General features: G+C 73.3%; 18 protein-coding genes. 13 read left to right on the top strand and 5 right to left on the bottom strand.

The window, feature by feature from the left end; genetic code table 11:
* On the top strand, positions 1–1,304 hold a 1,304-nt coding region (locus ONA70_RS11575; RefSeq protein WP_265006385.1), incomplete at its 5' end, for an ATP-dependent DNA helicase RecG.
* A gap of 146 nt (positions 1,305–1,450) precedes the next feature.
* On the opposite strand, the gene ONA70_RS11570 is transcribed toward ONA70_RS11575, so the two are convergent.
* Positions 1,451–2,587, bottom strand: coding sequence for an LPXTG cell wall anchor domain-containing protein (locus tag ONA70_RS11570; RefSeq protein WP_265006384.1), 1,137 nt, complete (start codon positions 2,585–2,587; stop codon positions 1,451–1,453).
* Between the two features lie 256 nt (positions 2,588–2,843).
* Between ONA70_RS11570 and rsmD the strand changes: the two genes are divergently transcribed.
* The 9 genes from rsmD (at position 2,844) to ONA70_RS11525 (ending at position 10,713) form a co-directional block, all read left to right on the top strand.
* On the top strand, positions 2,844–3,407 hold the full coding sequence (gene rsmD / locus ONA70_RS11565) for a 16S rRNA (guanine(966)-N(2))-methyltransferase RsmD (RefSeq protein ID WP_265006383.1): 564 nt from the start codon (positions 2,844–2,846) through the stop codon (positions 3,405–3,407).
* Entirely contained in the window at positions 3,404–3,892 is a 489-nt protein-coding gene (gene coaD / locus ONA70_RS11560) for a pantetheine-phosphate adenylyltransferase (RefSeq protein WP_265006382.1), read from the top strand. The genes rsmD and coaD overlap by 4 nt, the downstream gene beginning before the upstream one ends.
* A gap of 247 nt (positions 3,893–4,139) precedes the next feature.
* On the top strand, positions 4,140–4,637 hold the full coding sequence (locus ONA70_RS11555; protein ID WP_265006381.1) for an SPFH domain-containing protein: 498 nt from the start codon (positions 4,140–4,142) through the stop codon (positions 4,635–4,637).
* Between the two features lie 125 nt (positions 4,638–4,762).
* Complete coding sequence (locus ONA70_RS11550) at positions 4,763–5,326, top strand: YceD family protein (RefSeq protein ID WP_265006380.1); 564 nt, start codon at positions 4,763–4,765, stop codon at positions 5,324–5,326.
* 5 nt (positions 5,327–5,331) lie between these two features.
* Complete coding sequence (gene rpmF, locus ONA70_RS11545; protein WP_091096818.1) at positions 5,332–5,505, top strand: 50S ribosomal protein L32; 174 nt, start codon at positions 5,332–5,334, stop codon at positions 5,503–5,505.
* 111 nt (positions 5,506–5,616) lie between these two features.
* Positions 5,617–6,591 carry a phosphate acyltransferase PlsX gene (locus ONA70_RS11540; protein WP_265006379.1) on the top strand — a complete coding sequence of 325 codons (975 nt, stop codon included), beginning with the start codon at positions 5,617–5,619 and terminating at the stop codon, positions 6,589–6,591.
* Complete coding sequence (gene rnc, locus ONA70_RS11535; protein WP_265006378.1) at positions 6,588–7,409, top strand: ribonuclease III; 822 nt, start codon at positions 6,588–6,590, stop codon at positions 7,407–7,409. Before ONA70_RS11540 ends, rnc begins: the two co-directional genes overlap by 4 nt.
* Complete coding sequence (mutM, locus tag ONA70_RS11530; RefSeq protein WP_265006377.1) at positions 7,402–8,259, top strand: bifunctional DNA-formamidopyrimidine glycosylase/DNA-(apurinic or apyrimidinic site) lyase; 858 nt, start codon at positions 7,402–7,404, stop codon at positions 8,257–8,259. The genes rnc and mutM overlap by 8 nt, the downstream gene beginning before the upstream one ends.
* Before the next feature lie 234 nt (positions 8,260–8,493).
* A complete protein-coding gene (locus ONA70_RS11525) occupies positions 8,494–10,713 on the top strand; it encodes an MMPL family transporter (protein WP_265006376.1) in 2,220 nt (739 codons plus the stop codon).
* Between the two features lie 103 nt (positions 10,714–10,816).
* Here ONA70_RS11525 and ONA70_RS11520 read toward each other — a convergent pair whose 3' ends face one another.
* Both ONA70_RS11520 and ONA70_RS11515 read right to left on the bottom strand, forming a co-directional pair.
* On the bottom strand, positions 10,817–11,686 hold the full coding sequence (locus ONA70_RS11520) for an endo alpha-1,4 polygalactosaminidase (protein WP_265006375.1): 870 nt from the start codon (positions 11,684–11,686) through the stop codon (positions 10,817–10,819).
* 151 nt (positions 11,687–11,837) lie between these two features.
* Positions 11,838–12,944, bottom strand: coding sequence for a CAP domain-containing protein (locus tag ONA70_RS11515; protein WP_265006374.1), 1,107 nt, complete (start codon positions 12,942–12,944; stop codon positions 11,838–11,840).
* A 373-nt stretch (positions 12,945–13,317) separates the two neighbouring features.
* Here ONA70_RS11515 and ONA70_RS11510 point away from each other — a divergent pair, with 373 nt between their 5' ends.
* The 3 genes from ONA70_RS11510 to ONA70_RS11500 all read left to right on the top strand — a co-directional run bounded on the left by ONA70_RS11510 (position 13,318) and on the right by ONA70_RS11500 (position 18,043).
* The gene (locus tag ONA70_RS11510) at positions 13,318–13,512 is read left to right on the top strand and encodes a hypothetical protein (protein ID WP_007456482.1); all 195 of its coding nucleotides are present in this window, start codon (positions 13,318–13,320) and stop codon (positions 13,510–13,512) included.
* Positions 13,513–13,826: 314 nt separating this feature from the next.
* Positions 13,827–17,426, top strand: a complete 3,600-nt coding sequence (gene smc, locus ONA70_RS11505) for a chromosome segregation protein SMC (RefSeq protein ID WP_265006373.1) — start codon at positions 13,827–13,829, stop codon at positions 17,424–17,426.
* On the top strand, positions 17,423–18,043 hold the full coding sequence (locus ONA70_RS11500) for an HAD family hydrolase (RefSeq protein WP_265006372.1): 621 nt from the start codon (positions 17,423–17,425) through the stop codon (positions 18,041–18,043). The genes smc and ONA70_RS11500 overlap by 4 nt, the downstream gene beginning before the upstream one ends.
* A gap of 5 nt (positions 18,044–18,048) precedes the next feature.
* Here the strand turns inward: ONA70_RS11500 and ONA70_RS11495 are convergent, their stop codons facing one another.
* Together ONA70_RS11495 and ONA70_RS11490 are read right to left on the bottom strand one after the other, a co-directional pair.
* Entirely contained in the window at positions 18,049–18,579 is a 531-nt protein-coding gene (locus ONA70_RS11495) for a DinB family protein (RefSeq protein WP_265006371.1), read from the bottom strand.
* A 65-nt stretch (positions 18,580–18,644) separates the two neighbouring features.
* Positions 18,645–19,136, bottom strand: a complete 492-nt coding sequence (locus ONA70_RS11490; protein ID WP_265006370.1) for a universal stress protein — start codon at positions 19,134–19,136, stop codon at positions 18,645–18,647.
* Positions 19,137–19,139: the final 3 nt, after the last annotated feature.

The raw sequence follows: 19,139 nt of genomic DNA, 5'->3' as shown, positions 1-19,139 counted from the left end.
TGCTGCAGGGCGAGGTCGGCTCGGGCAAGACCGTGGTGGCGCTGCGGGCCATGCTCCAGGTGGTCGACGCCGGTGGGCAGGCCGCCCTGCTCGCCCCCACCGAGGTGCTCGCCGCCCAGCACCACCGGGGCATCCTCGACCTGCTCGGCCCGCTCGCCCAGGCCGGCGAGCTGGGCGCGGCCGACGACGCCACCCGGGTGGAGCTGGTCACCGGCTCGCTCGGCGCGGCGGCCCGGCGGCGGGCCCTCGCCGAGGTGGCCGAGGGGCGGGCCGGCATCGTGCTCGGCACCCACGCCCTGCTCTACGAGGGGGTCGACTTCCGCGACCTGGGCCTGGTGGTCGTCGACGAGCAGCACCGCTTCGGCGTCGAGCAGCGGGACGCGCTGCGCGCCAAGGCCGACCAGCCGCCGCACGTGCTGGTGATGACCGCCACCCCGATCCCGCGCACGGTCGCCATGACCGTCTACGGCGACCTGGAGACCTCCACCCTCTCCCAGCTCCCGCAGGGCCGGTCGCCGATCGCCTCGCACGTGGTGCCGGCCGCCGAGAAGCCGGCCTTCCTCGACCGGGCCTGGCGCCGGCTGCGCGAGGAGGTCGCCAACGGCCATCAGGCGTACGTGGTGTGCCCGCGCATCGGTGAAGGGCCGGTCTCCGAGGAGGAGCCGCCGCGCGAGGACGACAACGGCCGGCGGCCGCCGCTCGCGGTGACCGAGGTGGCCCCGCTGCTCGTTGAGGGGCCGCTGCACGGGCTGCGGATCGGCGTGCTGCACGGGCGTCTGCCGGCCGACGAGAAGGACGCGGTGATGCGCTCCTTCGCCGCCGGTGACCTGGACGTGCTGGTGGCCACCACCGTGGTCGAGGTGGGCGTCAACGTGCCCAACGCCACCGTGATGATCGTGCTGGACGCCGACCGGTTCGGCGTCTCCCAGCTGCACCAGCTGCGCGGCCGGGTGGGCCGGGGCTCGGCCGCCGGCCTCTGCCTGCTGGTCACCGAGGCGGTGGAGGGCTCGTCCGCCCGGGAGCGACTCGACGCGGTGGCGTCCACCACGGACGGTTTCAAGCTCGCCGAACTCGACCTGGAGCAGCGCCGGGAGGGCGACGTGCTGGGCGCCACCCAGTCCGGGCGCCGCTCCCACCTGCGGCTGCTGTCGCTGCTGCGGGACACCGATCTGATCCGGGACGCCCGGGCCGAGGCGATCAGCCTGGTCGAGGAGGACCCGGAGCTGGCCCGGCACCCGGCCCTGGCCGCGTCGGTGGCCGCCCTGGTCGACGAGGAGCGCGCCGAGTACCTGGAGAAGGGCTGACGGGCTGATCCACTCGGGATGCCGTGTTCCGCGCGTCCCGCCGTGTCGACACCCCGATCTGCGGCAAGTGGAGTCGATCAGCGCCGGATGCGCCGAGGGCGCGCCGACCGGGTGGTCAGCGCGCCCTCGGGTCAGGCTGATGGCCCTCAGACGGTGAACCGCAGCTTGCGCCGGCGGGCCACCACGAACAGGACCGCGCCCGCGGCCAGCAGCGCGATCGCGCCGGCCACGATGCCGCCGGTCGCGGCGCCGGTCAGCGGGAGCGTCGGGCCGTCCTCCTTGCCGCCACCGGTGCCGGGGGTGCAGTCGGCCGGCTTCTCCCAGGCGATCGGCTCGGAGTCGTCCAGGCCCTCGGCGGTCGGGGTGACCGTCAGGCCCTCGAACGCCTTGAACTTCACGGTCTTGGTCTCGCCCGGCTGGACGACCAGCTTCTGCGCCTCGCCCTTGTTCGGCGTGAAGGTTACCTCGACGGTCTTGCCGTCCTTCGGGTTCTCGATCTGGAAGATCAGCTCATCGCAGGTGGACATGTAGCTGCCCGACGGCTCGCCCGGCTCCACGCAGTCCTTGGCCTCGGCGGGCTTGTCGTCGAAGAGCGGCTGCTCCAGACCGGCCTCGGTCACCTTGATGTGGGCGGCGTTCTTGGCCGGAACGCGGATCGAGGTGCTCTTGCCCGGTGCGACGTCGGCGGTCTTGGTGAACCCGTCGGTCCCGGTGATGGTGAAGGAGGCGTCCTTGGTGGCCTCGGCGCCGTTCTCCAGCTTCACGGCCACGTCGCCCGTGCAGTCGGAGGTCACCGTGGCCGTGGGGTTGGCCTTGGCCGGGGGCGGAGTGACCACCTTGTCGCAGCTCTCGCTGAACTTGATGGACGCGCTCTTGTCGTCGTTCTCCTGGTACGTGTTGTCCCACTGCGCGCGGACGGTCAGCGACGCCTCGGTGACATCGCCGGCCAGGCGGGCGGTGCCGACCAGCGACTGCGAGACCTCGTGCGGGTACGAGGCGCCCTCGGTGACCTGGATGCCGTCGATGGTGAAGGGGGTGCTGGTCGCGCCGGTCTTGCTGACGGCCTCGACCTTGGTGAGCTTGTACCTGTTCACGCCCTGCGGCGCGTAGGTCCGCACCGTCCAAGTGGTGACCCACTCGCCCTTGGCGGTGTCGCACTCGGCAGTGACCTTGACTTCGCTGTGGTGGGCGCTGGCGGGGGCGGCCACCACAGCGACGCCCGCGAGGCCGATCAGCGCGCCGGCGATGACCGCCACGGAGCGCCGGAGGTTGAGACGGTTCACGTCTACTCCTGATGAGGGGAAAATCGGAGAGTGCGGCGGACGGACCGGAGCCTCACGCCCGCACGACAACCGGGCAGACCATAGCGAGATCGACGCCAAAGGCGTTACATCGATTGGTGCCCGGGAGGGGCTATGTTATGAATCTGAGATCATTGATGAACTGTAAGTGATCAATCGATCCGGATCGCGGTACACGCCGTGTCGTCGGGGCGGCTCGGTCGTCGCGTAGCGTCAGCGGTATGCGCAGGAGCAGACGGTGACCCGGATCGTGGCCGGGACGTTCGGCGGGCGGCGGATCGCCGCGCCGCCCGGCGCCGGCACCCGGCCCACCTCCGACCGGGTCCGGGAGGCGCTGTTCAGCGCGGTGCAGGCCGAACTGGACCTGGACGGGGCGCGCTTCGCCGACCTCTACGCCGGCTCCGGGGCGATCGGGCTGGAGGCGCTGTCCCGGGGTGCCGAGCACGTGCTGCTCGTCGAGTCCGACGCCCGGGCGGCCCGGGTGATCCGGGAGAACATCGCCGCGCTGCGGGCCGCCCCGGCCGCCCGCCTGGTCACCGGCAAGGTGGCCACCGTGCTCGCGGCCGGCCCCGACGGTGACCCGTACGACGTGGTCTTCGCCGACCCGCCGTACGCCGTACCCGACGAGGAGATCACCGCGGTGCTGGCCGCGCTGGTCGACGGTGGGTGGCTGGCCCCGGACGCCCTGGTGATCGTGGAGCGGTCCAGCCGTACCGGCCAGGTCGACTGGGTGGAAGGCATCACGGCCGAGCGCAGTCGCCGCTACGGAGAGACCACCCTTTGGTACGGTCGCCGATCATGAGACGTGCGGTCTGTCCGGGCTCCTTCGACCCGGTCACCAACGGACACCTCGACATCATCGGCCGGGCCAGCCGCCTGTTCGACGAGGTGATCGTCGGCGTGCTGGTCAACCAGTCGAAGCAGGGGCTGTTCACCGTCGAGGAGCGGATCAAGATGCTCCGCGAGGTGACCGCCTCGTACGACAACGTCCGGGTCGAGTCGTTCCGCGGGTTGCTGGTGGACTTCTGCCGGGCCCAGCAGGCGAGCGTGCTGATCAAGGGCCTGCGGGCGGTCAGCGACTTCGACTACGAGCTGCAGATGGCCCAGATGAACATCGGGCTGGCCGGCGTCGAGACGCTCTTCATGCCGACCAACCCGCTCTACTCCTTCCTCTCCTCCAGCCTGGTCAAGGACGTGGCCAAGTGGGGCGGGGACATCTCCGCGCACGTCCCCGACGTGGTCCGCGAGCAGTTGGCGGCCCGCCTCCACCCCGACACCCGCCCCTGACCCTTCCCCACCCCGCCCGTCCCCGGGGCGATCTTGCACTTGCGGTTGGGGATTTGTCCCGGGGCGGGTGGAATGCCGCCACCACAAGTGCAAGATCGGCGGGCTGGGGTGGGCGGGGGGCGGGCGACGCGCCGGGAGGGGTGGATCGGTGCGCGGTGGAGGGGGCGCGACATGATGTGTGCAGCGCCGAAGCCGGGCGCAGGCCGCATCATGAAGGTCGGCCGACGAGGACAGGAGTGAGGTACCGGTGGACCCGCTCGATCGCATCGACGAACTGATCGCCATGGTGGAGCAGGCCCGCTCCGTGCCGATGTCGCGCAACAACTGCATGGTCGACCGGGGCGAGATGATCGCCGCCCTCGACGAGCTGCGCGCGGACCTCCCGGCCGACCTGCGCCGGGCCGCCGCGCTGCTGGAGGAGCGGGACAAGATCATGGAGGCCGGCAAGCGTGAGGCCGACCGGATCATCAGCGAGGGTGAGGCGGAACACGCCCGCCTGGTCTCGGTAAACGAGATCACCGTCTCCGCCGAGCACGAGGGCGCCCGGATCATCGCCGAGGCCCGCGCCGAGGCGCAGCGCCTGCGCGACGAGGTGGACGACTACGTCGACACCGCGCTGGCCAACTTCGAGCAGTTCCTGACCCGGGCGCTGGCCTCGATAGAGCGCGGCCGGGACAAGATGCACGCGCTGCGCGAGATCGGCACGTTCGCTGGGGACGAGGCGGACCGCCCGCTACCCTTCTGAGCGGCACGCGGGCCGGCGGCCGACAGCCGGCAGCCGCCGGGCCAGGGGCGACGCCCCCGGTTCGACGGTCCGCCGGTCATCCAGGTAACCTTTTTTGTCGGCCTCTCACCGGCCGGAGTCTAACTATGCCCAAGCACTCGCCAAGCCCACTCGACCCCAGGTCGCCGCTGGTCCTCGACACGAGGGACCTGCCGCGTCGGCCTGGTGCGTTGCGTACGGTCAAGCGGGTCGTGCCGGCACCGGCGGACCTCGGCGTGGAGTTGATCGGCGTGCCGGAGGGCGCGGACCTCGACCTCGACCTGAGGTTGGAGTCGGTGTCCGAGGGCGTGCTCGTCTCCGGGACCGTCAGCGGTCCCGTCAAGGGCGAGTGCGGCCGCTGCCTGCGCGAGATCGACGACTCGGTGGCCGTGCGGATCCAGGAGCTGTACGCGTACGAGAACAGCACCACGGACGACACGACCGACGAGGACGAGGTGGGCCGGATGCAGGGCGATCTGATCGACCTGGAGCCGGCGCTGCGGGACGCGGTGGTGCTCGCACTGCCGACCAACCCGCTCTGCCGGGAGGACTGCCCAGGCTTGTGCCCCGACTGCGGGGTGCACTGGGACGATCTGCCGGCCGACCACAGCCATCAGCAGATCGACCCGCGTTGGGCGGGCCTGTCGCAACTGACCCGTACAGAGGAGTAAGAACCGTGGCCGTCCCCAAGCGCAAGATGTCGCGCAGCAACACCCGCGCCCGCCGGGCGAACTGGAAGGCGGCCGTGGTGGCGACCGTGGCCTGCCCGCAGTGCAAGTCGGCGAAGCTGCCGCACGCCGCCTGCTCGGTCTGCGGCACCTACAACGGCCGTCAGGTCCTCGAGGTCTGACCTGGACGCCGAGTGACGCCCCCGACCACCGGTCGGGTGGCACGCGCACCATGGCTCTCGCCCGGTGTCCCGGCTCCCTCCGCCGCCGGCCGGCCTTCGGCCGGTGTACCGGTGGAGCCGGGCACCGCGCGGATCGCCGTCGACCTCCTCGGCGGGGACAATGCTCCCGCCGTCGTGGTTGACGGCGCTCTGCGAGCGGTGCGCGCCGACCCTGACCTGCACCTGCTGCTCGTCGGACCGACCGAGGTCGCCGACGGGCTGATCGGTGCGCTCGCCCCGGAGCAGCGTGCCCGGGTCACGGTCCGCCCGGTGCGGACCGTCGTCGGCATGGCCGACCATCCCACCGCCGCACGCGCGGAGAGCACCGTCCGCGCGGCGGTCACCGCCGTCCGCGACGGGCTCGCCGACGCGCTGGTCTCCGCCGGTTCGACCGGCGCGACCGTCACCGCCGCCGCGCTCGGCCTCGGCCGCTGGACCGGGGTACGCCGCCCGGCCCTGGTGGCGACTTTGCCCGCCGTCGCCGGCCCGGTCGTGCTGCTGGATGTCGGCGGCACCCTGGAACCCGGCCCGGCCACGCTCGCCCGGCACGCCGTGCTCGGCGCCGCCTACGCCGCCGTGGCCCACGCCGTCGTCGCGCCCCGGGTCGGGCTGCTCTCCGTCGGCACCGAGACGGGCAAGGGCGACCGGCTGCGCCGCTCCGCCGATCCCGCGCTCGCCGCCGTGCCGCTGCCCTGCAACGCCCGCTACGTCGGCATGGTCGAGGGGTACGACGTCTCCCTCGGCACCCGCGTCGACGTGGTGGTCACCGACGGGTTCACCGGTAACGTGCTGCTCAAGGCGATCGAGGGCGCGTACGCGATGGCCGGCGGGCCCCCGGCGAGCGGCGGCGCCCCCCGCGCGGCGGCCCTGCTCGGGGTGGCCGGGACGGTGGTCGTCTGCCACGGGGCGGCCCAGCCCGACGACGTCGCCTCCGGCATCGCCCTCGCCGCCCACCTGTGGCGGCGCGGTGCCACCGACACCGTCTCGACCCTGCTCGACGCGCACGATCCCGCACCTGACCGTAACGACACCGAGGTAGCACCATGACCAACGACAAGCGGCGGCGTGCTCCCGTAGGCCACCTGGAGGCGGCCTTCGGGGTGTCGCTCGACCCGGAGCTGCTGGAGCGCGCGCTGACCCACCGGTCCTACGCGTACGAGAACGGCGGCCTGCCCACCAACGAGCGGCTGGAGTTCCTGGGTGACTCGGTCCTCGGCGTGGTGATCACCACCGCGCTCTTCCACAACCACCCGGACCTGCCCGAGGGGCAGCTCGCCAAGCTGCGGGCCAGCGTGGTGAACATGCGCGCGCTGGCCGACGTGGCGCGCGGCCTCGGCCCGGCGGGGCTGGGCGCGTACCTGCTGCTGGGCAAGGGCGAGGAGGCCACCGGCGGCCGGGACAAGGCCAGCATCCTGGCCGACACCCTGGAGGCGCTGCTCGGCGCGATCTACCTCCAGTACGGCCTGGACACCGCCGCCATCGTGATCCACCGGCTCTTCGACCCGCTGATGGCCGAGTCGGCCGGCCGGGGTGCCGCCCTGGACTGGAAGACCAGCCTCCAGGAGCTGACCGCCGCGCTCGGGTTGGGCGTGCCGGAGTACCGGATCGAGGGCACCGGCCCGGACCACCTGAAGACCTTCACCGCCTGGGTGGTGGTGGCCGGCAACCGGTACGGCGGCGCCGAGGGGCGCAGCAAGAAGGAGGCCGAGCAGCGGGCCGCCGAGTCGGCCTGGCGGACGCTGACCGAGCAGGCCGAGGCCGAGGCCGCCGCGCAGGCCGCGGCCGAGGGCGCCGAGGCACCGGCCGACGTCGAGGGCACCGGGCCGGCCGCGGACGCCGCCGAAGCGGGCGCCGGCCGTGCCTGAGCTGCCCGAGGTCGAGACGGTCCGGCAGGGCCTGGCCCAGTGGGTCATCGGCCGGACGATCAGCTCGGTGCAGGTGCGCCACCCCCGGGCGATCCGCCGGCACGAGCCCGGCGCGGCGCACTTCGCCGACGTGCTGACCGGCCGGACGATCATCGACGTCCGACGCCGGGGCAAGTACCTGTGGCTGCCGCTGGACAGCGGGGACGCCCTGATCGGGCACCTGGGCATGTCCGGCCAGCTGCTGCTCCAGCCGGTCGGGGCGGCCGACGAGCTGCACCTGCGGGTCCGGCTCCGGTTCGCCGACGACGGTCCGGAGCTGCGCTTCGTCGACCAGCGGACGTTCGGCGGGCTGTCGGTGTCCGAGGGCGGGGCGGAGCTGCCGGCCGAGATCGCCCACATCGCCCGGGACCCGATGGACCCGCAGTTCTCCGACGCCGACTTCCTGGCCGCGCTGCGCCGGAAGCGGACGGAGGTCAAGCGGGCGCTGCTCGACCAGACCCTGATCTCCGGGGTCGGCAACATCTACGCCGACGAGGCGCTGTGGCGGGCCAAGCTGCACGGCGCCCGGCCGACCGACGCGCTCACCGGCCCGGCGGCCGGCCGGCTGCTCGGGCACGTGCGGGACGTGCTCGGCGAGGCGATCAAGCAGGGCGGCACCAGCTTCGACGAGCTGTACGTCAACGTCAACGGCGAGAGCGGCTACTTCGACCGGTCGCTGAACGCGTACGGCCGGGAGGGGGAGCCCTGCCCGCGCTGCGGCGCGCCGATCCGTCGCGAGGCGTTCATGAACCGGTCGTCCTACAGTTGCCCGCGCTGCCAGCCCCGCCCCCGAGGGGCGCTGCGGGGATAACCCCGAGCCGGCTCGGGGTTGCGCCGGTGTGCCTCGCCGGGCGGTTCCGGGCGCGTCCCCCCGTCGTACCCTGAAAATCCCGTTCTGTCCGGTTGGCTGCGCCGGATCGACCCGGCCGGCCCGGTTCGGGCGGATCGGGGACGAGCCGGGGCCGTTCCCCGATGTCCGGGCGTCGCCCGCTGCCTAGCGTCAGACCGTCGGCAGGGGGTCGACGTGTGGAGGGGGAACCCAGGTATGGGCAGGCGACCGGTGACCGTGCGACTGGCACGGTGGAGTGCGGAGCACCCGTGGCGGGCCATCGCGCTGTGGGTCGTGTTCGTGGCGGTGTGCTTCGTCGGCGGCAACGCCGCGGGCCTGAACGAGGCGACCGACGAGGACCAGGCGATCGGCGAGTTCGGACGGGCCCAGCAGATCGTCGACAGTGGCGGCTTCCATGAGCCGGCGCGGGAGAACGTGCTGATCACGCCCCGCAGCGGGGCGCTTGACCCGGCCGCGGCGAAGGCCGCCGCCGACGACGCCGCGGCGCGGCTGCGGCAGGTCGACGGGGTCGCTTCGGTCGGTACGCCGCTGCCGTCCCGGGACGGCAACGCGCTGCTGCTGCCGATCACCATGTCCGGTGACCCGGATACCGCCAAGGACCGGGTGCAGCCGCTGCGGGACACCACCGCGAAGGTGCAGGAGGCGCACCCGGCGCTGCGGGTCGAGGAGGTCGGCGGCCCGTCGATCAGCAAGGCGCTGAACGACACCCTGGGCAAGGACTTCAAGCGGGCCGAACTGCTCAGCCTGCCGGTGACCCTGGCCATCCTGATCATCGCGTTCGGCGCGCTGATCGCGGCCGGCGTGCCGGTGCTGCTCGCGCTCTCCTCGGTGGCGGCGGCGATGGGGCTCTCCACGCTCGCCTCGCACCTGGTGCCGGCGACCGACAGCACGGCCAGCGTGATCCTGCTGATCGGCATGGCGGTCGGCGTCGACTACTCGCTGTTCTACGTGCGGCGGGAACGCGAGGAGCGGGCCAAGGGCCGCGCCGGCCTGGACGCGGTGGAGATCGCGGCGGAGACGTCCGGGCACGCCGTGGTGGTCTCCGGCACCGCCGTGATCATCTCGATGGCCGGGCTGCTGCTCGCCAACGACGCCCTCTTCTCGTCGTTCGCCGTCGGCTCGATCCTGGTGGTCGCGGTCGCGGTGCTCGGCTCGCTGACCGTGCTCCCGGCGCTGCTCGCCAAGCTCGGCCGCTGGGTCGACCGGCCCCGGGTGCCGGTGCTGTGGCGGCTCACCGCGCCGCGTACCGGGCGGCACGGCCAGCCGGCCCAGCCCCGGTTCTGGCCGGCCGTGCTGAAGCCCGCGCTGCGGGCGCCGCTGGCCACCCTGGTCGTCTCGGTCGGGCTGCTGCTCGCCCTGGCCGCCCCGGCGCTGGGCATGAAGCTGAAGTTCCCCGGCATGGAGGACGTGCCCCGCACCACGCCGGTCATGCAGGCGTACGACCGGCTCACCGCCGCCTTCCCGAGCAACGGCACCAGCCACACCGTGGCGGTGCGGGCGCCGATCGAGCAGGCCGACCGGGTCCACGTCGCGCTGACCGACCTGGCCGGGAAGGCCGCCGCCGACCCGCTCTTCGCGCCGGCCGAGGGGGACGGCCCGAAGATCCAGGTGTCGGCCGACCGCCGGGTGTCGGTGCTGGAGGTGGCCACCCCGTACGCCAGCCGGACCGACGAGGCGGCCCGCTCGCTGCACGAACTGCGTCAGGATCTGGTCCCGGCCGCGCTGCGCGGCATCCCCGGCGTCGAGTACGCGGTCGGCGGCGGCGTCGCCGCCAGCGAGGACTACGCCCAGCACATCCGGGACAAGCTGCCGCTCGTGGTGGCCTTCGTGCTGGCGCTGACCTTCCTGGTGATGGCGTGGACCTTCCGCTCGGTGGTGGTCGCGCTCACCTCGATCGTGCTCAACCTGCTCTCCGCGGGGGCCGCGTACGGCCTGCTGGTCCTGGTCTTCCAGGGCGACTGGGCGGCGGGACCGCTCGGCTTCACCTCGATCGACGCGATCGTCACCTGGCTGCCGCTGTTCCTCTTCGTGGTGCTCTTCGGGCTCTCCATGGACTACCACGTCTTCGTGGTCAGCCGGATCCGGGAGGGGATCCGCTCCGGACTGTCCAACCGGGAGGCCGTAGCGTACGGAATCACCTCGTCGGCGGGCGTGGTGAGCAGCGCGGCGATCGTCATGGTGGGCGTCTTCTCGATCTTCGCGACGCTGAGCACCATCGACATGAAGCAGCTCGGCATCGGCCTGGCCGCGGCGATCCTGCTGGACGCCACGATCATCCGGGCGGTGGTGCTGCCGTCGCTGATGACCCTGCTCGGCGACGCGAACTGGTGGGCGCCGCGCTTCCTGCGCGGTCGCGCCGCCACGCCGCCGGCCGAGCCGCCGGCCCCCGCCCCGGAGCTGGTCGGCGTCCGCTGACCCAGCCGACCCCACCGCAGGGCCGGACCGCCACGCGCGGTCCGGCCCTGCGCATTCACGGACGGTCTGCCGCCCAGGGGCGTCACGGACGGTGACGTCGGGTTCAGGGGCGGGGGCAGGTTTCGCGCCAGGCGTCGAGGGTGCGGTCCTTGAGCATCGAGGCGAAGCCGTAGCCGACCGTGGTGACGCAGAAGGCGGCCGGATCGCCGGTGTACTCCACGTGGAAGACCGGCTTGTGCGCGTCGGCGAAGGGCAGCAGCTTGGCGCACTCCCGGCGGCGGACGCACTCCTGGTTGACCGCGAAGTCGAAGTCGGGCGCCAGCGCGGCCACCTGTGGCACGTCGTCGACCAGCCCGGGGGAGAGGTCCAGGGACCGGGCGAGCTTCGCCGCCCGCCGGTTGAACAGCAGTTGGTCGTCGAAGCCCAGCGGGAAACCGGAGTGGTGCAGGTAGGCGTCGGCGTCGTCGAGCGCCACTCCGCCGAAGCCCTTGCCACGGCAGAGCCGGAACCTATCGGCGAGCACCGGCGCGATCGCGTCCCACCGGCGTACGTCGAGCCAGTTGCGGCCCGACCCGACGGTCACCGGTGCGCCCCGCACGTCCGTCGGGAACCGGTCGACGTCCGGGTCGGTGGCCGCGTACGACCCGATGCGCACCTGGCAGATCAGTCGGCGGTCCCGGGACCGCAGCGCGGCGGCCTCGGTGGAGGTGGTGCGGACCGGGTCGAGCAGGAAGACGTCCGCGTCGGCGGTGACGTCCAGCGGGCCGGTCAGCTGCCACTGCCACTGCCACTGCCGGGCCAACGCGGTCGGCCACGGGGTCGGTGCCCCGGGCGGGACGAGCTGCTCCCGGCAACCGGGCAGCGGGCCGAGCAGGAGCACGCTCAGCAGAACCGCCAGGCCCCGGCCCGCCCCACGTCGGCGGGCGTGGGCCGGCCGGGGGAGCGGCACGGCCCACGCCCGCCGGATCCGCATCGGCAACTCCCGGGTCGCGGGCGGCTCCCTGCCGCCCCCTGACCGGTACGCCGAGCGGCCCGGCACGCCGGCCCCGGGCCGGCACCCGCCGGGCGGAGCGGGCGTACCTCACCCGGTGAAACGAGCGCGGGTCCGGTCACGACGCGGGAACTCAGCGCGGGGTGCCGAAGTCCTGGGTCCAGTACGGCCCGTTGCTCCGCGCCACGCCGACGCCGATCTCGGTGAACGAGCAGTTCAGGATGTTCGCCCGGTGGCCCGGGCTGTTCATCCAGGCGTCCATGACGGCGGCCGGTGTCTGCTGGTTCCAGGCCACGTTCTCGCCGTACGCCCGCCAGGCGTAGCCGACCCGGTCGAGGCGGTCGCCGACGTCGCTGCCGTCGCTGCCGTCGTGCGACATGGTCTTGTGGTCGGCCTGGTCCTGGCTGTGCCGCTGGGCGGCCAGCATCAGCTTGTCGTCGACGGTCAGCGCCTTGCAGCCGGCCTTGGCCCGCTCCTTGTTGACCAGGTCGACGACCTGCTGGAGTTCGGCGGTGATCCCGGTCGTCGTGGCGGTCCGGGTGGCGGTGCTGCTCGGCGCGGAGCTGCGCTGCAGTTGCCGGGACGGGGCGGTGGTCCGGCTCGGCTTCGGGGTGGCGGTCCGGGTGGGGCTCGGCCGGAGGCTGCTCGGCGCGGTGCTGGGGGAGGGCGCGGCGAGGGCGTCACCGGGGGCGGCATCGATGCCGCCGGGCACGGCCGGGGCTGCGGCGATCGCGCCGTCGGCCGGGGTCGGCTCGGTCTGCTCGTCGCTGCGGGGCAGCATCAAGGTACCCACTCCGAGACTCACCACGAGGGTCGCCGCGGCGGCGGCCCCACCGATCACCAGGGGACGCCGGAGGCGCCGCTTCTGCCGGTGCCGGCCGGCCGGCTCGGCCGGTCCGTCGGCGGCCGGACGCCAGGCGGCGGGCGGCGACTCCCCGATGCCCCGCTCGTACGGGTCGAACGGCGGGTACGCGGCGGTGTGGTCGATGGCTGGGACGTACCCGGTCCGGTCGTCCATCGGAGTGAGGTACGCGCTCCGGTCGCCCGGCGGGGCGTCGGCCCGCCAGACGCCGGTCGGGGCGTCGGCCCAGTCCGGTCCCGGCTGCTCCGGTTCGTCGCCGAACAGGTAGGACGACCGCGGCTCGGGCCGGTCGGTGAGCCAGGCCGGTCCCTCGTCGGCCGGCGGCCCGGGAGATCGGGGGACGCCATCCGGTTCGCTCGGGTCGGTCCAGCGGTACACGCCTGTCCCCTCCACGGGTCGGTTACGGGCCGGGCTGACGCTACGGGTGCGCCCTGAACTGCGGCAACCCGGCTAAGAGAGAGTTAAGGGGAACCCGACACCGAGGGTGAGGCGTTCACGCATTTCCGGGCGTACAGTTAAGTTGTCCGGACAGAGCGTGTCCGCGCCTCACGGCAGCCCCCCCGGCAAGTGGACAGGCCGACGCAGAGATGATCTACGGCCTGTGTGAACTTGACGAAGGAGGGGGGTTCGGCTCAATATATAGGTGTCGCCAGTCGCGCCCAGTCATGCCCGGATTTCGCCGGGTGGACAGCCGCGAACCAATGGGCGCGCGTTGGCCGGCCTTTCCGGCAGCGCATATCAAGGAGTCAGCATGGCGAAGGCCCTCTACGGCCACGTAGGTGCAGCGCCCGACCGGCGTCTGCTCGACGAGGTCACCCGACTGCGTGCCAGGGTCCAGGCACTGGAGTTCGAGATCACGCGTCTGCGCGCCGACAATGATCGGCTGGCTGCGGCAGCGGCGGAGGCTGACGACCTCCTCCGACTGGCCGAGCCCGCGCTGACCTGATCTCCGGTCCTCGGGAAAACTGAATAGCACCACACGAAAAAGCGCGCCGACACCGCAGTGCCGGCGCGCAGCTTTGTGCGCAGCCATTTTGTTTCGGGTCGCTCTTGCGATCTTGGTGACCGTGGCGGAATTGCACGCCGGCAATTATGATCTTGCGCTTTCCGGCCCGGCGACCGTGCCGGCGGGAAAACCGGACACTCCCGGCGCGGGGTGGGTCGCGTACCAGGGTGTTCCCGACCACGGGTTAGTCTGCGAGTTCACCAGGTCCCCGGAGCCGGCGACGGTACGGCGGCCACCGGACGAGGATCGAGAAGGTGCATCTCAAGAGCCTGACGGTAAAGGGCTTCAAGTCCTTCGCCTCCGCGACGACGCTGAAGCTGGAGCCCGGGATCACCTGCGTGGTCGGCCCGAACGGCTCCGGCAAGTCCAACGTCGTCGACGCCATCGCCTGGGTGCTCGGCGAGCAGGGCGCCAAGGCCCTGCGCGGCGGCAAGATGGAGGACGTCATCTTCGCCGGCACCGCGGGGCGGGCACCGCTCGGCCGGGCCGAGGTCACCCTCACCATCGACAACACCGACGGCGCGCTGCCGATCGAGTACACCGAGGTCTCCATCACCCGCCGGATGTTCCGCTCCGGCGAGAGCGAGTACGAGATCAACGGCGACTCCTGCCGCCTGCTCGACATCCAGGAGCTGCTCTCGGACTCCGGCATCGGGCGGGAGATGCACATCATCGTCGGGCAGGGCCGGCTCGACGGGATGCTGCACGCCAAGCCGGAGGACCGGCGGGCGTTCATCGAGGAGGCCGCCGGCGTCCTCAAGCACCGCAAGCGCAAGGAGAAGGCGCTGCGGAAGCTCGACGCGATGCAGACCAACCTCAACCGGCTCACCGACCTCACCGCCGAGCTGCGCCGCCAGCTCAAGCCGCTGGGCCGGCAGGCCGAGGTGGCCCGGCGCGCCGCCGCCATCCAGGCCAACCTGCGCGACGCCCGGCTACGGCTGCTCGCCGACGACCTGCACACCCTGCGTACCACCCTGGACAGGGAGATCGCCGACGAGACCGCGGTGCGCGAGCGGCGCGAGCAGATCGAGGCGGAACACACCGAGGTGCAGGCCCGCCTCGGCGAGCTGGAAGCGGCCCTCGCCGAGGACGCCCCGCTGCTCGCCGCCGCACAGGACACCTGGTACAAGCTCTCCGCGCTCCAGGAGCGGTTCCGCTCCATCGAGCAGCTCGCCCGGGAGCGGCTGCGCCACCTCAGCGCCACCCCCGACGACGAGCGCCCCGGCCGCGACCCCGACCAGCTCGAGGCGGAATCGCAGCGGGTCCGCGAGCAGGAGGAGGAACTGCGCGCGGCGCTCACCGAGGACCAGATCCGGCTCGCCGAGGCGGTGGAGCACCGGCAGGAGCTGGAACGGCAGCTCGCCGCCGCCGAGCGGGAACTGGTCGCCGCCGCCAAGGCCATCGCCGACCGGCGCGAGGGGCTGGCCCGGCTCACCGGCCAGGTCAACTCCGCCCGGGCCCGGACCACCAGCGCCGGCGAGGAGATCGAACGGCTCGCCGCCGCGCATGCCGACGCGCTCGCCCGCGCCGAGAAGGCCCAGGCGGACCTCGACGCGGTCGCCGAGCAGTCCACCGAGGCGGACCGGGACAACGCCGACCTGGACGCGCGGCACGCCGAGGCCGTCGCCGTCCAGGAGCAGGCACAGGCGGCCGTGCGCAGCCTCTCCGACGCCGAACGCGCCACCGAGAAGGACGCCGCCACCTGGAAGGCCCGCGAGGAGGCGCTCGCCCTCGGTCTGCGCCGCAAGGACGGCGCCGGGGCGCTGCTGGCCCGGGCCGACCAGGTGCCCGGCCTGCTCGGCAGCCTCTCCGGGCTGCTCACCGTCGCGCCCGGCAACGAGGCGGCGCTCGCGGCCGCGCTCGGCGGGCTCGCCGACGCGGTCGCGGTCAGCGGCGTGGACGAGGCCGTCGAGGCGATGCGGTTGCTGAAGATCTCCGACGCGGGCCGAGCCGGCCTGCTCGTCGGCAGCCCCGCCGGGCCCGGCATGGACGGTCCGGCCGACGCGCTGCGCCCGAAGCTGCCCGACGGCGCCCGCTGGGCGCCCGACCTGGTGGAGTGCTCCACCGAGATCCGCCCGGCCGTCTACCGGGCACTGCGCGACGTGGTCCTGGTGGACGATCTCGGGGCCGCGGCCGAGCTGGTCGCCGGCAACCCGGAGCTGCGCGCGGTCACCCCGGACGGCGACGTGGTCGGGGCGTACGCGGCGGCCGGCGGCTCGGCCAAGGCGCCCAGCTTCATCGAGGTGCAGGCGGCCGTCGAGGAGGCCCGGGTCAACCGGACCGCCGCCGAGCGGACCAGCGCGGAACTGCGCGAGCAACTGGTCGAGGCGCGGGCCGAGGTGGCCGCCGCGAAGGAGGCCGTACAGCACGCCGCCGCCGCCAAGCGGGAGGCGGAGAGCCACCGCAACGCCGCCGCCCGGCGGCTGGCCGAGCTGGGCGCGGCCGCCCGCTCGGCCAAGGCGGAGACCGACCGGCTCGGCGAGTCCCGGGCCCGCGCCGAGGCGGCCCGGGAACGTGACCTGCAGGCCCTCGCCGAGCTGGAGGAGCGGCTGCGGCTGGCCGAGGCCACCCCGCTCGACGCCGAACCGTCCACCGAGGAACGCGACCAGCTCGCCGCGATGGTCCCGCCGGCCCGGCAGAACGAGATGGAGGTCCGGCTTGCGGTGCGTACCGCCGAGGAGCGGGTCTCCTCGATCGCCGGCCGGGCCGACTCCCTCGCCCGCCAGGCCAACGCCGAGCGGGCCGCGCGGGAGCGCGCCGCCGCCCGGCGCGCGGCCCGGACCCGTGGCGCGGAGATCGCCCGGGCCGTGGTCGGCGGTGCCCGCGAGGCACTGACCCGGCTCGGCGTCTCGATCGCGCGGGCCGAGGAGCACCGCGACGAGGTCGCCCGCGAGCGCGCCGCCCGCGAGGCCGAGCTGTCCGAGGTACGCGGCGCGGCCAAGCGGCTCGGGGCCGAGCTGGAGCGGTTGACCAGCCAGGTGCACCGGGACGAGGTGGCCCGCGCCGAGCAGCGGCTGCGCATCGAGCAGCTGGAGGCCAAGGCCGCCGAGGACTTCGGCCTGGACGTCGAGACGCTGGTCGCCGAGTACGGCCCGGACCAGCTCGTCCCGCCCACCCAGGCGGACGTCGCGGCCGCCGAGAAGGACGGCCTGCCGGTGCCCGAGCCGGTCCGCTACGAGCGCCCGGTGCAGGAGAAGCGGGCCGCCAAGGCGGAACGGGAACTGGCCCTGCTCGGCAAGGTCAACCCGCTGGCCCTGGAGGAGTTCGCCGCGCTGGAGGAGCGCTACAAGTTCCTCTCCGAGCAGCTGGAGGACCTCAAGGCCACCCGCCGGGACCTGCTCACCGTGGTCAAGGACGTGGACGACCGGATCCTGGAGGTCTTCGCCAGCGCCTTCGAGGACACCGCCCGGGAGTTCGAGCAGGTCTTCACCGTGCTCTTCCCCGGCGGCGAGGGCCGCCTGGTGCTCACCGATCCGGAGGACCTGCTGACCACCGGCGTCGAGGTGGAGGCCCGGCCGCCGGGCAAGAAGATCAAGCGGCTCTCCCTGCTCTCCGGCGGCGAGCGGTCGCTGACCGCGGTGGCCATGCTGGTGGCGATCTTCCGCGCGCGACCCAGCCCGTTCTACATCATGGACGAGGTGGAGGCGGCTCTCGACGACGTCAACCTGGGTCGCCTGATCACGCTGCTGGCGCAGCTCCGGGAGAAGAGCCAGCTCATCGTGATCACCCACCAGAAGCGGACCATGGAGATCGCCGACGCGCTCTACGGCGTGACGATGCGCAGCGGGGTGACCCAGGTGATCAGCCAGCGGCTCAACCGGGCCGACGACGACGGGCAGGAGAAGAACGAGTGAGTCGGGAACGCGCCACGGCGCTCCTGGTGGACTTCGACGGCGTGCTGCGCCGCTGGGACCCGGCGGTGGCCGCCGGCGTGGAGCGGGAGTACGGGCTCACCGAGGGGGTGCTCGGTGAGATCGCCATGTCCTGGGGGCTGCTCCAGCCGGTGCTCACCGGCCAGGTCAGCCACGCCCAGTGGATGACCAGCGTGGCCGACGCGCTCACCCCGTCGGTCGGCGACCCGGCCCGGGCCCGCGCCGCCGTGGACGAGTGGCAGCGCTACCGGGGCGAGGTCGACCCGGACGTGCTCGGGTTCATCCGTGAGGTACGGGCGGCCGGCGTCCGGGTCGGCCTGGGCACCAACGCCACCGACCTGCTCGACGCCGACCTGGCCGCGCTGGGCCTCACCGACGAGCTGGACGTGGTGGTCAACTCCTCGGTCGTCGGGCTGAACAAGCCGGCGAAGGAATACTTCCAGGCGGCCTGCGAGGCGCTGGAGACCCCGCCGGCGCGGGTGCTCTTCGTCGACGACGAGGACCGGGCCGTGGCCGGCGCCCGGGTGGCCGGGCTCTCCGCGCACCGCTGGACCGGCCCGGACGACCTGCGCTACCTGCGCGCCGCGCTGGCGTACTGACGGGGTCAGTCCCCGGTGACGCCGTCGATCCGCTCGCGGATCAGGTCGGCGTGGCCGTTGTGCCGGGCGTACTCCTCGATCATGTGGACGTAGATCCAGCGCAGGCTGATCACCCGCTCGCCGCCGTCGGCCCGGCGCAGGGTGACGGTCTCGGCCAGGGAGCGTCCCACCGTCGCGGCCCGCGCCGCCTCGACCTCGGCCCGGAAGGTGGCGAACGCCTCCTCCGGGTCGGCGTCGGCCAGGCCGTGGAATTCGGCGTCCCGGTCGGTGTCGTAGTCGAACAGGTCGTCCAGGGGCTGGCCGGCGAAGCGCTGGCGGAACCAGGACCGCTCCACGTCGGACATGTGCCGGACCAGGCCGAGCAGGGTCAGCCCGGACGGCTCGACGCTGGCGATCCTCAACTGCTCGGCGGTCAGGCCGGCGCACTTGTGCAGCAGGGTGTCGCGGTGGTAGTCGAGCCAGCCTTCGAGCATGGTGCGCTCGTCGGCGACATAGGGCTCGTGTCGGCGGTCGATCTCGGGTGCTTTCCAGGTCATCCCGAGATGTTAGGAGGGGCCCCCGGTACAACGCGAGGCGTTAACAGGGGGCCCCTCCTTGCATTTCAGGGCACCACGACGACCGGCCAGCGGCCGGTGCGGACCAGCCGGGTGGCGACCGAGCCGACCAGCTTGTGGCCGGCCTGCTCGGACGAGCCCACCACGACCAGGTCCGCGCGGTGCTCGTCGGCCGCCTTGCACAGCTCGGCGTACGCGTCGCCGCGGCGGCACAGGAAGGTCACCGGCAGGCCCAGCTCCTCGGCCCCGCGCCGGCACTCCTGGCGCAGCTCGGCGGCCAGCTCGTCATGGGTCTGCTGGACCGCCCCGGCCACCACGCCGGACATGATCCCCGCGTACGGGGCGGGGGAGCTGACGAAGACCACCACCAGCCCGGAGCCCTGCCGGCGGGCCAGCCCCGCCGCGTACGCGGCGGCCCGCAGCGAGGTACGGCTGCCGTCCACGCCGACCAGCACCACCCGGGGCCCGTCCGTGCCGCGTTCGAACGGCAGCGGACGGTGCTCCGGCCCGTACTTCTCACGCTCGACCGATGCGCTCATCGC

The sequence above is a fragment of the Micromonospora yasonensis genome, from assembly GCF_026013475.1.
Lineage (GTDB): Bacteria > Actinomycetota > Actinomycetes > Mycobacteriales > Micromonosporaceae > Micromonospora > Micromonospora yasonensis.
The sequence above is the reverse complement of the archived record's forward strand: the minus strand, read 5'-3'. Positions and strand labels throughout refer to the sequence as shown.

What these genes read in the sequence shown, in the direction of transcription:
- coaD (WP_265006382.1), top strand. Translation starts at nt 3,404, where the DNA reads ATGAGACGTGCGGTCTGTCCGGGCTCCTTCGACCCGGTCACCAACGGA.
- ONA70_RS11550 (WP_265006380.1), top strand. Translation starts at nt 4,763, where the DNA reads ATGCCCAAGCACTCGCCAAGCCCACTCGACCCCAGGTCGCCGCTGGTC.
- rnc (WP_265006378.1), top strand. Translation starts at nt 6,588, where the DNA reads ATGACCAACGACAAGCGGCGGCGTGCTCCCGTAGGCCACCTGGAGGCG.
- ONA70_RS11525 (WP_265006376.1), top strand. Translation starts at nt 8,494, where the DNA reads ATGGGCAGGCGACCGGTGACCGTGCGACTGGCACGGTGGAGTGCGGAG.
- ONA70_RS11520 (WP_265006375.1), bottom strand. Translation starts at nt 11,686, where the DNA reads ATGCGGATCCGGCGGGCGTGGGCCGTGCCGCTCCCCCGGCCGGCCCAC.
- ONA70_RS11510 (WP_007456482.1), top strand. Translation starts at nt 13,318, where the DNA reads ATGGCGAAGGCCCTCTACGGCCACGTAGGTGCAGCGCCCGACCGGCGT.
- ONA70_RS11495 (WP_265006371.1), bottom strand. Translation starts at nt 18,579, where the DNA reads ATGACCTGGAAAGCACCCGAGATCGACCGCCGACACGAGCCCTATGTC.
- ONA70_RS11490 (WP_265006370.1), bottom strand. Translation starts at nt 19,136, where the DNA reads ATGAGCGCATCGGTCGAGCGTGAGAAGTACGGGCCGGAGCACCGTCCG.